The organism is Planomicrobium stackebrandtii (assembly GCF_030814955.1).
In the GTDB taxonomy this organism is placed as follows: domain Bacteria; phylum Bacillota; class Bacilli; order Bacillales_A; family Planococcaceae; genus Planococcus; species Planococcus stackebrandtii.
On record NZ_JAUSWB010000008.1, the window covers coordinates 64,925 to 78,275 of the forward strand.

General features: G+C 45.8%; 11 protein-coding genes. 9 read left to right on the forward strand and 2 right to left on the reverse strand.

The window, feature by feature from the left end:
• Positions 1-124: 124 nt before the first annotated feature.
• From QOZ98_RS15275 to QOZ98_RS15305, 7 genes are all read left to right on the forward strand, one after another.
• Complete coding sequence (locus tag QOZ98_RS15275) at positions 125-1,117, forward strand: lipoate--protein ligase (RefSeq protein ID WP_308788225.1); 993 nt, start codon at positions 125-127, stop codon at positions 1,115-1,117.
• Positions 1,118-1,189: 72 nt separating this feature from the next.
• The gene (locus QOZ98_RS15280) at positions 1,190-1,894 is read left to right on the forward strand and encodes a response regulator transcription factor (protein ID WP_308788226.1); all 705 of its coding nucleotides are present in this window, start codon (positions 1,190-1,192) and stop codon (positions 1,892-1,894) included.
• Positions 1,894-2,967: a sensor histidine kinase gene (locus QOZ98_RS15285; protein WP_308788227.1), complete on the forward strand. Its 1,074-nt coding sequence runs from the start codon at positions 1,894-1,896 to the stop codon at positions 2,965-2,967. Before QOZ98_RS15280 ends, QOZ98_RS15285 begins: the two co-directional genes overlap by 1 nt.
• Positions 2,900-3,673: an ABC transporter ATP-binding protein gene (locus QOZ98_RS15290; RefSeq protein ID WP_308788228.1), complete on the forward strand. Its 774-nt coding sequence runs from the start codon at positions 2,900-2,902 to the stop codon at positions 3,671-3,673. The genes QOZ98_RS15285 and QOZ98_RS15290 overlap by 68 nt, the downstream gene beginning before the upstream one ends.
• Positions 3,645-5,582 (forward strand): ABC transporter permease, encoded by a 1,938-nt coding sequence (locus QOZ98_RS15295; protein WP_308788229.1) that lies wholly within the window; start codon positions 3,645-3,647, stop codon positions 5,580-5,582. Before QOZ98_RS15290 ends, QOZ98_RS15295 begins: the two co-directional genes overlap by 29 nt.
• Before the next feature lie 97 nt (positions 5,583-5,679).
• Positions 5,680-7,233: a fatty acid--CoA ligase family protein gene (locus tag QOZ98_RS15300; RefSeq protein WP_308788230.1), complete on the forward strand. Its 1,554-nt coding sequence runs from the start codon at positions 5,680-5,682 to the stop codon at positions 7,231-7,233.
• Between the two features lie 197 nt (positions 7,234-7,430).
• Positions 7,431-9,407: a S9 family peptidase gene (locus tag QOZ98_RS15305; protein ID WP_308788231.1), complete on the forward strand. Its 1,977-nt coding sequence runs from the start codon at positions 7,431-7,433 to the stop codon at positions 9,405-9,407.
• A 71-nt stretch (positions 9,408-9,478) separates the two neighbouring features.
• Here the strand turns inward: QOZ98_RS15305 and QOZ98_RS15310 are convergent, their stop codons facing one another.
• The gene (locus QOZ98_RS15310) at positions 9,479-10,255 is read right to left on the reverse strand and encodes an enoyl-CoA hydratase-related protein (RefSeq protein ID WP_308788232.1); all 777 of its coding nucleotides are present in this window, start codon (positions 10,253-10,255) and stop codon (positions 9,479-9,481) included.
• A 101-nt stretch (positions 10,256-10,356) separates the two neighbouring features.
• Here QOZ98_RS15310 and QOZ98_RS15315 point away from each other — a divergent pair, with 101 nt between their 5' ends.
• Positions 10,357-11,973 (forward strand): ABC1 kinase family protein, encoded by a 1,617-nt coding sequence (locus QOZ98_RS15315; RefSeq protein WP_308788233.1) that lies wholly within the window; start codon positions 10,357-10,359, stop codon positions 11,971-11,973.
• A gap of 206 nt (positions 11,974-12,179) precedes the next feature.
• Here QOZ98_RS15315 and QOZ98_RS15320 read toward each other — a convergent pair whose 3' ends face one another.
• Positions 12,180-12,734, reverse strand: a complete 555-nt coding sequence (locus QOZ98_RS15320) for a competence protein ComK (protein ID WP_308788234.1) — start codon at positions 12,732-12,734, stop codon at positions 12,180-12,182.
• Positions 12,735-12,911: 177 nt separating this feature from the next.
• Here QOZ98_RS15320 and QOZ98_RS15325 point away from each other — a divergent pair, with 177 nt between their 5' ends.
• On the forward strand, positions 12,912-13,154 hold the full coding sequence (locus tag QOZ98_RS15325) for an IDEAL domain-containing protein (protein ID WP_308788235.1): 243 nt from the start codon (positions 12,912-12,914) through the stop codon (positions 13,152-13,154).
• The last annotated feature ends 197 nt before the right edge of the window (positions 13,155-13,351 follow it).

A 13,351-nucleotide genomic window follows, 5' to 3' on the forward strand; every position in this document is an offset into this window, starting at 1 on the left:
TTATAGTACTGTCTGTGTTTAAGTAAGTGTATTATAACAGTTTGGATTCGTCAACCCTAAACAATGAATTTATTCAAATAATCCGTTAAACTGAAGAGAAGAACGCAGCAAAAGGAGAGAGATTATGTATTTCGTAGACAATAAAGGCATTACAGACCCCCGGATTAACTTGGCAATCGAAGAATATCTTTTGAAATCGATGGATGTTGAAAAGGATCCATTCCTTCTGTTCTATATCAATGAACCTTCAATTATTATTGGCAAGAACCAAAACACTTCAGAAGAAATTAATACAGATTATGTGGATTCCAAAGGCATTCATGTGGTGCGCCGTTTATCCGGAGGCGGAGCGGTTTACCATGATCTTGGAAATTTGAATTATAGCTTTATCACAGTGGACGACGGCAACAGCTTCCGCAATTTCCGCAAATTCACTGAACCGGTAGTAAAAGCCCTGCAAAGTCTTGGCGTTAATGCAGAGCTGTCGGGCCGCAATGATTTGATGGCGGAAGGGCGAAAAGTTTCAGGCAACGCGCAATTTTCAACGAGAGGGCGCATGTTCAGCCACGGGACTTTGTTGTTTGATACGCAGGTTGATGAAGTGGTGTCTGCGCTGAAAGTCAGCAAAGAGAAAATCGAGTCGAAAGGCATCAAGTCAATCCGCAGCCGTGTGGCGAACATTTCGGAGTTTTTGAAAGAGCCGATGACTGTCGCAGAATTCCGCAACGCTGTGCTGCATTCGATTTTTGAAGGTGAAGAAAATGTCCGTTATTATGAACTGACAGACGAAGACTGGAAGAGCATCCATGAGTTGTCGCAAGAGCGCTACGGCAACTGGGATTGGAACTACGGCAAATCGCCGAAATTCAACATCAAGCATTCCCATCGCTTCCCGGTTGGCGGCATCGACGTTAGGCTGCAAGTAGATAAGGGCATTGTTCAAGATGCAAATATTTACGGTGACTTTTTCGGTGTGGGCGACGTATCGGAAATCGAACAGGCAATCATCGGTTCGAAGTATGAGCGGGCTTCATTGGATAAGGCAATTGCCGGCATCGATATCCCGAAACTTCTGGGCGGCATCACGACGGAAGAGTTTTTGAAATTAATTTATTAAGAATGTCCGGGAGCCTGCTTTTATGCAGGCTCTTTTGTTAAAATGGAAAGAAAAAGGAAAGGGGGAATCAATGTGGCTGTTCAACGGATCTTCATTGTCGAAGATGATTTGAAAATTGCGGAGTTATTGGCAGAGACGTTAAGGAAATACCATTACGAAGTAAAGACCGCAAAAGATTTTGATCAAATTATCGAAGAGTTCGAAGCTTTTGATCCCCATTTGATTTTACTTGATATTAACCTGCCTTCTTATGATGGCTATTACTGGTGCCGCCAGCTCAGGCAGCAAACTACGTGTCCAATCTTATTCATTTCAGCCCGTTCGGGAGAAATGGATCAAGTCTTCGCCTTGGAAAACGGAGGGGATGATTTTATTACGAAACCTTTCCATTATGAAATCGTCCTTGCAAAAATAAGAAGCCATCTGCGCAGAGCCTACGGCGAATATGCACCAAAGCAGGAAGAACGCTCCATCAAAGCAGGGCGCATCGTGCTGTACATGGAACGCATGGAGCTGCATGTAAAATCGGAAGCTATCCCGTTGCAGAAAAAAGAATGTACAATTCTCGAACTGCTGCTAACGAGTTATCCCAAGGTGGTGTCGCGCGAGCAGCTGCTGGAAGAGTTGTGGGATGACCAGGCGTTTGTTGACGAAAACACATTGAATGTCAATATGACCCGCGTGCGGAAAAAACTTGCCGACTACGGCGTGCTGTCGGCCATCGAAACAGTCAGAGGAGCCGGATACCGGCTGCTGCTCCATGAGGAGGAAGCGTAATGCTGCGATTATTCTTGAGAGAGCATGCGGCATTTATCGTTTTTCAGATTGTGCTGGTGGCGTTCATTATGCTGCTGTACTGGCTGGATGGCTTCCGGAATCTGGATACCGCAATTTATTCCTTTGTCATCAGCAGCGTACTGGTCATCACGTTCCTGAGCGCCCGCTTTGTCAAACGCTATCAGTATTACCAACGGATTTTGGCGACACCGCAAAGCATGGAACATGTGCTTCAGCGTGAAGGCAAATCACCAGAACAAATCCAGAACGAAATTTATCTGCAGAAATTGTACCGCTTGTACCAGCATGAGGTGCAATCTTTATATGCGACCCAAAATCGCCATCTGCAGTTTATGAACCAATGGGTACATCAGATGAAAACACCTTTATCCGTGATGCATTTGCTGCTTCAGGAAGAACGGGAACTCGATAAGAACAGTGTCCGCGAAGAAATGGACCGTTTGAAAGCAGGATTGGATACCGTGCTGATGAATGCGCGCTTAGACACGTTTGAGCAGGATATGCAAATCGAACAAGTTGATTTGCGCTCATTGGTCCGCGAAGTAGCGACAGAGAACAAGCGGCTGTTCATATCTAAACGTGTTTATCCGGAAATATCGATCGGAGAAGAACATATTGTTGCAACCGATCAAAAATGGATGAAGTTTATCATTGGACAATTTTTTACCAATGCAGTCAAATATACATTTGAACCGAATAAAAAAGTAATGATTGCCGCCGAATGCTCAAATGGCAACACGCTCCTTACGATCCGGGACGAAGGAATCGGCATTCCTTCTTCTGATCTGCCGCGCGTAACCAAAGCATTTTTCACTGGAGAAAATGGACGGAAAACGGGAGAATCTACAGGCATGGGCTTGTTCCTGGCAAAAGAAGTTTGCCGGAAATTGGGCCATGAACTGGCGATTTCTTCCGTTCAAGGAGAAGGGACAACCGTCTCTGTGCTGTTCTTCAACCAAGATCTTGCAACACAGGAGGAAAATGATGACAGTAGTGAAAATCGACGAAGTGACAAAAGTATACGAGGGGAAAGTGACCCACCGGGCAGTTAACCAGCTGAGCTTCACAGTGGAAAAAGGTGAATTTTTGGCAGTGATGGGACCTTCAGGAAGCGGCAAAACAACGCTGCTGAATTTGATTTCCACCATTGACTCGCTGACTTCCGGTGAGATTTTAATCGACGGCACCAATCCGCATCTCCTGGATAAAAATGAGTTGGCACTGTTTCGCAGAAGGGAATTGGGGTTTGTTTTTCAAGATTTCAATTTATTGCAGATGCTGACTGTTGAAGAAAATCTGGTGCTGCCTTTAACGCTCGATTATGTCCCTATCGATGAAATGGCACGGCGGGTGCTGCTTGTTGCCAAACGCCTTGGACTGACTTCGATCCTTCATAAAAAGCCGAATGAAATTTCCGGAGGCGAAGCCCAGCGTACGGCAATTGGCCGCGCACTTATCCACCAGCCTGCGCTTATTCTGGCTGATGAGCCAACAGGGAATCTGGACTCCAAATCGTCGCGGGATGTACTGGAAATTTTATCGAATGCGGCGAATGACAGCAACACTACCATAATCATGGTGACGCACGATCCGATTGCTGCAAGCTATTGCGACCGCGTACTTTTCATTAAAGACGGTGAATTTTTCAACGAAATTTATGGAGATGAACGGCGCCAGACATTTTATCAACGAATTTTGAATGTCCTGTCGTTGCTAGGGGGATCCGTGAATGACCTTTCGGCAACTCGCTTACCATAACGTTGTCCGCAACAGAAGAAACTATGCTGCTTTCTTTCTGGCCAGTGTTTTTTCAGTCATGGTATTTTTTGTCTACTCGATGTTCATTTTTCACCCGGCATTCGAGGAAGAAGGTCTTCGGCTGCTGGCCATCCGCGGAATGCTGATTGCGGAAGTGGTCCTTTATATTTTCACGCTGTTTTTTCTGTTTTATTCGATGAGCGCTTTTTTGCAGGCCCGATCGAAGGAATTCGGCGTGCTGATGCATCTGGGAATGACGAAAAAACAATTGAACAAACTAATCTTTTTTGAAATGCTCATCATTGGCACAATCTCCACTGCAACAGGCATTGCGTTCGGTTTTGCTTTCTCGAAATTCTTTTTCATGATCGGCCGTGAAATTATGGAGTTGGAGTCTCTGCCGCTGTATGTTTCGTGGGAACCATTCTTGTTAACCATTGCCGCATTTGCCAGCCTTTTTGTCATTATTTCATTCATTAGTGTTGGATTTATCCGCACAAAGCGGATTGTCGATTTGCTGCAGGGATTTTGGAAAGTGGAAGAAGAAACAAAATCGTCGACGGTGCTGTCGATTATGGGAATTGTCTTTTTAGCTGTCGCTTATACATTTGCTGCGAACGTTTCTGACCGGACCGTCTACCAGATGATTTTTATCGTTCCGCCGCTTGCCACGTTTGGCACGTATTTATTTTTTACCCACACAATTCATTCGTTGCTGCGGCTGTATAAACGCAAAAAGACAGTATACTGGAAAAAAACACGCCTGGTTTCGCTGGCCGAAGCTTCTGTCAAATTGAAAGACAGTGCCCAAATGTTCTTTATTGTCACCATCGTATCGACTGTCGCTTTTTTGACAGTGGGAACTTTGGCGTCTTTCATGTCCTATACAGGCGATTTCCGTGAATCAAATCCGCTTGGCCTCGTCTATATTTCGTTTAATGGAAACGACCAGGAGGCTGAGCATATTGAGCGCTTGACCAGCCAGTTGGAAAGTGAGCAATTGTCCTATGACTTGGTTGAACTGAATGTTAAGCGGCAAACGTCCGGGGCTTCCGGCAACGATGTGGACATCTTATCGCTGTCTGAGTTTAATCGCTTAGCAGGTGCGCTTGATTTTGACCCGGCGCAATTGCAGGAAGGCGAAGGGATGTTTGTTCCGTTTTCACTTGATTCACTAAAGACATTGGAAAGTACGAGCGTCGATACGGTGTTGTTTGAAAGTGACGTGCCCTTGTCAATCCGCTCGACATACCCGCATGTCGTCTTTCCCATCCATACTTTAAATGTCAATACAATTGTAGTCAGCGACGCTGATTATGAAGCAATCAATCAGCCTCTGCTTGGATATGAAGCCGGTGCATCGGATTTTACTTATTACGCCTTTGATGTGCTGAACTGGACAGAGACAATAAATATCGGCAATCGGCTTACGGATACGGTGAGCGAAGCGGTGGAAACTGCGGATTTCAATGGAGTAAACTTTTTCTTTGAAAATCCGGGCGACGATTACCGCTGGTTCAAGTCATCGTTTGCTTTGCTGCTGTTTATTGGAGTGATGGTGGCGGCTGTGTTCCTGCTGGCAGCCGGCAGCTTTATATATTTCAAGTTATATACCGGCCTTGAGCGGGACCGTAAACAGTATAAATTATTGATTCGTCTGGGCATGACAGATAAGGAACTGGGTAAAATTGTAAACCGGCAGCTGGTTCCCCAATTCTTTTTACCATGGAGCTTGGCCTTGCTGCACAGCGCATTTGCTTTTATTTCGCTGCAGGTAGTATGGGAAGAGTTTGCCGAACTGTCGATTCTCGGTGAAATGGCTCTCGTGCTCGGCGGCTTTACCGTTGCGCAAATCCTGTACTTTTTTCTGATCCGCTGGCGCTATGTCGCCCATCTGCAGGCACCGTGAATTCACGGTGCCTGTTGTATTGTCTGAAGATTTATTTTATAATAAACATAGAATAAAATATGAATGAGTATTCATTCAACATGGAAGAGGGATGGAAATGAATTTAATGTCACGTGTTCACGAAATTGCGGAGCAGGATTCTGCCAGAGTTGCCTACAGCTTTATGGGGAAAGACACAAGCTACGGTGAGTTTGATCAGTCTGTTGCTGTTTTTGCTGGTGCTTTGCAAGGATTAGGCGTGAAAAAAGGGGACCATGTCGCATTCCTTCTGGGCAACACACCACATTTTTTAATTTCTTTGTATGCTACGATGCGCCTTGGGGCTACAGCGGTACCAATCAATCCAATTTACAGCCCGGATGAAATCGCTTACATTGCCAACAATAGCGATGCTAAAGTAGTAGTGGCACTGGATATGCTGCTGCCGCTAATCGAAGGAGCGCATAAAGCGTTGCCGGCTGTTAAGTCGTATGTCATTTGTGAGACAGATCCATCGACTCCGGAAAAAATGGGGCAACTTTCTGAAGAAGTGAAAGGAAAAGTCCATTCATTTACAGGGCTATTAGGAAAATCCGCGCCGCTTACTGCATTGGCTGAAGTCCAGGCAGATGATAATGCAGTCATTTTGTATACATCAGGTACGACGGGCAAACCAAAAGGCGCCATGCTGACGCATCAGAACTTATATTCAAACGCACGTGATGTCGGTGAATATCTTCAAATTGGTGAAAATGACCGGGTGGTAGCAACGCTTCCGGTATTTCACGTATTTGCACTGACTGTTGTAGTCAATGCCCCTCTTTTGCAAGGAGCAACGATTGTTTTGGTGCCGCGCTTTAATCCGAAAGAAGTATTCGAAGCCATTAAGACGTCCAAGGCAAGTGTTTTTGCCGGAGTGCCGACCATGTTCAATTTCATGAACCAATTGCCGGATGTTGATCCTGCAGATTTTGCTTCTGTCCGATTGGCAGTTTCCGGTGGATCTGCAATGCCGGTAGCCCTGCTACATAGTTTTGAAGACAAATTCAATGTCCGGATTTCAGAAGGCTATGGGCTGTCTGAAGCTTCGCCGGTCACTTGCTTTAACCCGATTGACCGTGAACGTAAAGCCGGTTCGATCGGAACTTCGATTATCAATGTGGAAAATAAAGTCGTCAACGAGCTGGGCGAAGAAGTGGGACCGAATGAAGTCGGTGAACTGATTGTCCGCGGACCGAACGTCATGAAGGGCTATTACAAAATGCCTGAAGAAACGGCTGCAGCAATTCGGGACGGTTGGTTGTATACAGGCGATTTGGCACGTGTCGATGACGAAGGTTATTTCTATATCGTAGACCGGAAAAAAGACATGATCATTGTAGGCGGGTATAACGTCTATCCACGCGAAGTCGAAGAAGTGCTGTTTGCACATCCGGCAATTCTGGAAGCGGCAGTTGTTGGCTTGCCGGATCCGGATTTTGGTGAAGAGGTCAGTGCCTATGTTGTGCTAAAAGATCCATCTGTCTCGGTGGAGGAATTGAAAGCGTATTGCGCAGAACATTTAGCGAAATACAAGGTGCCGAGACAATTTGAAGTGCTGGAAGAGTTGCCGAAAAATACAACTGGGAAAATTCTGCGGCGCTCACTGAAAGACCAGGCAATGCAAAAATAACTAAGTAAGCAAGGCTCCGGTGCGAAGTCCGGAGCCTTTTTTCTGTTTTGGAGAAAAGAATATGACAGATTTCTTTTGAGACAACTTATCCCGAATACAGATACATAACAATTTGATTGAAAAAACTGACATTTTTGATTATAGTTAAAGAGTAGTATTACGAATTTCGAAATAGTTAAATCCGAGGAGGAAATGGAATGGCGAAAAAAGCAGTGGAAATTAAGGATTTAACCCAGTTGGTTTCAGTGACAGACCCACAGATTTCACCGGATGGAAAAAGAGTGGTGTTTGTTCATACGAAAATTGATGAAGAAGAAAATACATACAGAGCCCATCTTTACCATATTGACCTGGAAACCGGACAGCAGGCTCAGTGGACGCATGGCAAGGAACGCGTAAGTTCACCTCGGTGGTCGGCTGACGGAACAGCTGTGGCTTTTTTATCGGATCGGGACGAAAAAAATCAGTTGTTCGTGATGTCGGCTGCTGGCGGGGAAGCAAGGTCTCTGACAGATTTCGAAAAAGGGGTCAATGGATTTGAGTGGTCGCCGTGCGGCACTAAGATTTGGTTTAATGCATTGGCGAAAGAAGGGAAAACGTTCACGGATAAGGAAGAAAAAGAAGAAAAGAAACAGCCTGAACCGTATCATGTCGACAAAATGAAATACAAGATGGACGGCATGGGCTTATTGCCCAAAGACTTTCATCGCCATATCGGCTCGGTGGAGATTGATTCGAAGAACGTAGAACAGCTGACTGAAGGAAGCTACCATCACAGTCTGGAAGCTGTGTCACATGACGGAAAAAAACTGATTTATGGTGTAACTCGTGAAGAAAATCTGGACTTTGTTTTCCGACAGCCGCTTTATCTCTATGATCTTGAGACAGCAAAAGAATCGGCACTGATAGAAGAAGAGGGGTATTTCGGAGATGCCGCTTTTTCATTCGACGATTCCAAGGTCGCTTTTGTAGGAAGCATGCGACAGTATGAGAATGCCACACATACAGAAATTTATGTAGCGGATTTAAACAATCAGACACGAATTTGTCTGACTGAAGGGCTGGACGCGCCAGTTGGTGATTATGTCGTGGCAGATCACCAGCAAGGAGCAGCTTCACCGGGGGTGGTTTGGACGAAGGACGACCATTTGTATTTCCAGGTATCGGCAATGGGAGATGTGCGTTTGTATTTTGCTTCGCTTGATGGGATGATTTTCCCGGCCTCTCCTGATCTGGAACATGTTTACGGATACGATGTTTCGCAGGATGGTGAATTTGCGATTGCGGCCATCAGCAATCCGGTCAATCCAGGGGAACTGTACCGGTTGACGATTGCGACGGGTGAACGCAAGACTTTGACCCGCTTTAATCAGGAGTTCCTGGAAGGAACGGAGTTGGCTGAAGCACAGCCAATTGTCGCAAAAGGCGCAAAAGATTGGGCGGTCCATGGCTGGCTGATGAAGCCGTATGGTTATCAGGAAGGCCAAAAATATCCCTTGGTCGTCAATATTCATGGCGGACCGCATGCGATGTACGCCAATACTTTTGTTCATGAAATGCAATTGCTGGCAGCCCGCGGTTTTGGCGTTCTGTATGTCAACCCGCGCGGCAGCCACGGCTATAGCCAGAAATTTGTAGATGCAGTGCGCGGCGAATATGGCGGCGGCGATTACGAGGATATTATGAACTCCGTCACTGAAACAGTGGAGTCGAATGACTGGATTGATGCCGACCGTTTAGGCGTTACCGGCGGCAGCTACGGCGGCTTTATGACCAACTGGATCGTCGGCCATTCAGACCTCTTTAAAGCTGCAGTAACACAGCGTTCTATCTCTAATTGGATTTCGTTCTTCGGTGTTTCGGATATCGGCTATTATTTCAGTGACTGGCAGATTGGTGCAGATATGACGGATGTCGACAAGTTGTGGGAGCATTCGCCGTTGAAGTACGCCAAGAATGTAGAGACGCCGCTGCTGATCCTTCATTCGGAAAATGATTACCGCTGCCCGATTGAACAGTCGGAACAACTGTATGTAACGTTGAAGAGCATGGGCAAAGAAACGGAGTTTGTCCGGTTCCCGGAAGCCGACCATAATTTATCGCGGACCGGCAAGCCGAATCTCCGCTTCGCCCGTCTGGAGCAGATTACGGGTTGGATGGAAAAATATCTGTAAACAGTAAAAAACGGAGCGGCTGAATAAGCTGCTCCGTTTTTTGTTTGGAAAAGACTAGGCTGCACTCTTTGTTATCTTCCTTTAAATACCGGTTTCCGCTTTTCGCCGAAAGCAGCAAGTGCTTCCATCCGGTCTTCTGTTGGGATGGTGATTTCATATGCCTTGCGTTCGATTTGAAGGCCGGTCTGCAAGTCGGTGTTCATGCCGTTCTTAACCGCGAACTTGGCCTGTTGAAGAGCGATGGGCCCATTGGCTAACATCGCATCGGCAAAAGCGCCGGTTATTTCTGCCAATTGATCCCGAGCTGCAACACGTGTTACCAGTCCATAATCCAGCGCTTCGGCTGACTTCAGGCGGCGTGCAGTCAAAATCAATTCCAATGCTTTGGATTCTCCAATCAAGCGCGGGAGACGCTGTGTGCCCCCAGCTCCTGGAATGATGCCTAAGCTCGTTTCAGTCAGCCCAAGCAGCGTGTCATCGGCGACAATGCGGAAATCACATGCGAGCGCCAGTTCCATGCCACCGCCGAATGCAAAGCCGTTCATCATAGCGATAGTGGGCTGCGGCAAACTTTCAATGGTTGAAAATACTTCGCCGATTTTGAAAATATTGCGTTTGACGTGCTGTTCTGTCAAATTCTTGCGTTCTTTTAAGTCTGCTCCGACACTGAATGCTTTTTCGCCAGCCCCTGTGAACACTACAACCCGAATGTCCGGGTTAATGCGGATCGCATCCACGACTTGTCCCAGTTCGAGGAGCATATCGTAATTGAAGGCGTTCATTGCCTCTGGCCGGTTTAATGTGATAAAAGCTAAATGGTTTCGTTGTTCGTAATGAATTGTGTCCATTTTCATCCCCCTTATGTCATTCCATCCGTTAAAAACATACCACTTTTTGGACTATTTCGCTATCAGACTCTATAATGAAATCCATGGGAGGGACAGCACTTATGAATCAAATTACGTTTATCCGAATCTTCCGGATTGTCTGGCTGGCAGTCAAAATCTTTTTGCAAGTGACGTTCTTCCAAAAGAGAAATCGTGGAAATTGGAACCCGCTCGTTGAAAAAAGATGGAACGAGATGATAACAAAACAAGCTAAAGAATACAAAAACCTGGCTTTAAAGTTGGGCGGACTTATGATTAAATTGGGCCAGTTCCTGTCAACAAGGGCAGACATTATGCCGCCTTCATTTCTTGCGGAATTGGAAGGGTTGACTGATCGAGTGCCATCTGTTTCAAGAAGTAGCATCGTTTCGGTGCTTGAAGAAGAATGGAATTTACCGCATACCAATTACCTGGAGCAATTGTCGGATTCGGCAGTCGCGTCCGCTTCTATTGGTGAAGTATATAAAGGTGTATTGAAAAACGGCATGGAAGTGGCTGTCAAAGTACAACGGCCAGGAACAGACCGTATTTTGCGTGCGGATTTCAAAGCCATCCGCATAGTGATTTGGCTGGTTGAGAAATTTACGCCGTATGCCAAGCAAATTGATTTTAAATTGCTGTATGCAGAAATGACAGATACGATTGGTGCGGAATTGAATTTCCTGAAAGAGCTTCAGAATGGCCGTTCTTTTGCCGATCGCTTTGACGCCATGGAAGGTGTCCGCATACCGCTGTATTTCGATGAGTATACAACACGGCGTGTGTTGGTCATGGAATGGATTGAAGGAGCCCGCATCACAGATTTGGCCTTCATTGAAAAGAATGAACTGGACCGCCATGAAATTTCCGAGCGGCTGTTTATCTTATTCCTGGAGCAAGTTTTGTACGGCGGACAATTCCACGCTGATCCTCACGGCGGCAACATCCTATTAGAGCCGAACGGTGGCATAGTGCTGATCGACTTTGGAATGATCGGCAACATCAGCAAAAAGGATTCCCAGGCAGTATTGCGGGCAGCGGAAGGCGTCATATTCAAAAACTACGATCAAGTGCTTGATTCACTGGAAGATCTCCGGTTCTTGTTGCCTCAGGCCGATCGGGCAGTTTTGGGAGATGCCATTTCGCGTCTCATAACCGCCTACGAATCGAATGAACTGTCGCAAATGGACAGTTTTGTCGTTGAGCGCCTGTTGAACGACATGCAGGAAATTGTCCGGACGCAACCGGTTCAACTGCCTGCAGAATTTGCCTTTTTTGGACGGGCTGCTTCGATCTTCGTCGGCGTCCTGCATGTCTTGGATCCGAATGTGGATTTGCTGGCGCTTGCCAGACCGCGAATATTGGAATGGGCTTCATCACAAAAAGAAGGCAAAGGCATCTTTGGGAAAGAGGATGTCTTGCGCTGGGCGTTGAACGCCACCGGGCCATTGCGTGTATTTCCGCAGAAAGTCATCAACTACCTGGAGGAGCCGGAACGTCTCCGGCATTATCTCGAAAACCGGGATGGGCGGGAACGGGAATATCGGCGTGATCTGCAGTCCCGAATGTTTGCCGGGATTTTCACCATCATTTCATTTACCGGAATTTCCGTTTCGGTTTGGTTTTGGAACGAACCCTACTTATGGGTTTCCTCGGTATTTTTCGTCGGTTCCCTATGGGCATACCGTTCAATTAAATAAGTAAGATTAAAAAAAGAGTTGCCGCCAGAAGTCATCATACTGACTTTGGCGGCAACTCTTTATTATAATAGTAGAAACTTGATGGGTGATAACGGAAGCTGTTGCAGTAAGGAACAGAGGTCCATATGCAGTGGCTCCATATGGAAAATGCTGCGCGGCAATGGAGATGGGGCCTTTACAGGGAACATTTTGCATATTGTCAGGAGTTACTCGAGTGGCTGTTGTTTGCGCGGAGGAAATGTCCGTTTTGTTACATAAGCCATTGGGCGGTTATGGACACGCTGCGCCTTTTTGAAATAACGGCGCAGCGAACCGGCGAAAGAATGCTGATTCCGTAAAGCGATAGGAGACACATCCAAATAAACCGTCTCGCTGTTGCTTAAGTATATAATGCTGCCCTTGCCGCTGCTGTCGCTTTCGATCAAATCGATGGCATCGTAATTAAACCAAACGCATTCTTTGTTTTTTGGAGAGTGTGTTGGGAAGAAAATGAGTGGATTGCCGTAATACTCGCCGATGATGATGGGGGGCTTATGTTTTACGCCGACCGCTTTTTGGGCATAGAGTGTGGCACTTTCAAGCGAAGCGCGATAGAATCGGCAAGAAGTTGTCACTGTTTTGTAAACCGCTTCTTCAACTACTAATTCACTGCGGTCTTCAATCACACGCATCCAGGTGCGATGGCCATCCGTATAGGGTAAAAGGGCATACGTATTTGCGCAGATTGTATACGAATGTGGTCTGTGGTTCTTTTTGCTCATGAAAATTAACCCCCTAAATTTACTTTACATACCTTATTATAATAAAAAATGGAAATTTCGCAATGCGCATTAGATTGAAAATAATATTTTTTCTATTTCATCGGAATTTTCAAATAAATCTTGATTTATTCTGTTTGCTTAATGTATACTAATGAAAAGCATTCGGGGTGAAGAAGAATGGAAAACTATTATTCTTATGCTGATTTCATGAAAGCGATGGCTCAAACAAAAAAAATTACAGAAGCGGAAAAACTGCTGAATGACATCTACTTGGATCTGTTCTTAAAGCATGTTCACCGTTCGCAGCAAGAAGCACAGCTGTTGGCTCTAATCGACGAAGCCCTGGATAATCATGACCAAAAAGCGTTTATCATATATGCCGCTCAACTACAGACCTTAAAGCACGAAGAAGCTGAATAAATGGCTGCTTGAAGAGAGCCTTGAAAAAAGGAAGTCGGATCTGATCCGACTTCCTTTTTTTTGCCGATAAAAAATACCCATCACTCTTCTGTATATCTTCAGACTCTATTGATTTAGCTGTAACAACGCCTGTCTCTGCCGTCTTTTTTATTTGTCTACATATAAAAAACATACGTTCGCTTTTTGTTAGTGGTTTT

What these genes read in the sequence shown, in the direction of transcription:
- QOZ98_RS15290 (WP_308788228.1), top strand. Translation starts at nt 2,900, where the DNA reads ATGACAGTAGTGAAAATCGACGAAGTGACAAAAGTATACGAGGGGAAA.
- QOZ98_RS15305 (WP_308788231.1), top strand. Translation starts at nt 7,431, where the DNA reads ATGGCGAAAAAAGCAGTGGAAATTAAGGATTTAACCCAGTTGGTTTCA.
- QOZ98_RS15295 (WP_308788229.1), top strand. Translation starts at nt 3,645, where the DNA reads ATGACCTTTCGGCAACTCGCTTACCATAACGTTGTCCGCAACAGAAGA.
- QOZ98_RS15285 (WP_308788227.1), top strand. Translation starts at nt 1,894, where the DNA reads ATGCTGCGATTATTCTTGAGAGAGCATGCGGCATTTATCGTTTTTCAG.
- QOZ98_RS15310 (WP_308788232.1), bottom strand. Translation starts at nt 10,255, where the DNA reads ATGGACACAATTCATTACGAACAACGAAACCATTTAGCTTTTATCACA.
- QOZ98_RS15275 (WP_308788225.1), top strand. Translation starts at nt 125, where the DNA reads ATGTATTTCGTAGACAATAAAGGCATTACAGACCCCCGGATTAACTTG.
- QOZ98_RS15315 (WP_308788233.1), top strand. Translation starts at nt 10,357, where the DNA reads ATGAATCAAATTACGTTTATCCGAATCTTCCGGATTGTCTGGCTGGCA.
- QOZ98_RS15320 (WP_308788234.1), bottom strand. Translation starts at nt 12,734, where the DNA reads ATGAGCAAAAAGAACCACAGACCACATTCGTATACAATCTGCGCAAAT.
- QOZ98_RS15325 (WP_308788235.1), top strand. Translation starts at nt 12,912, where the DNA reads ATGGAAAACTATTATTCTTATGCTGATTTCATGAAAGCGATGGCTCAA.
- QOZ98_RS15300 (WP_308788230.1), top strand. Translation starts at nt 5,680, where the DNA reads ATGAATTTAATGTCACGTGTTCACGAAATTGCGGAGCAGGATTCTGCC.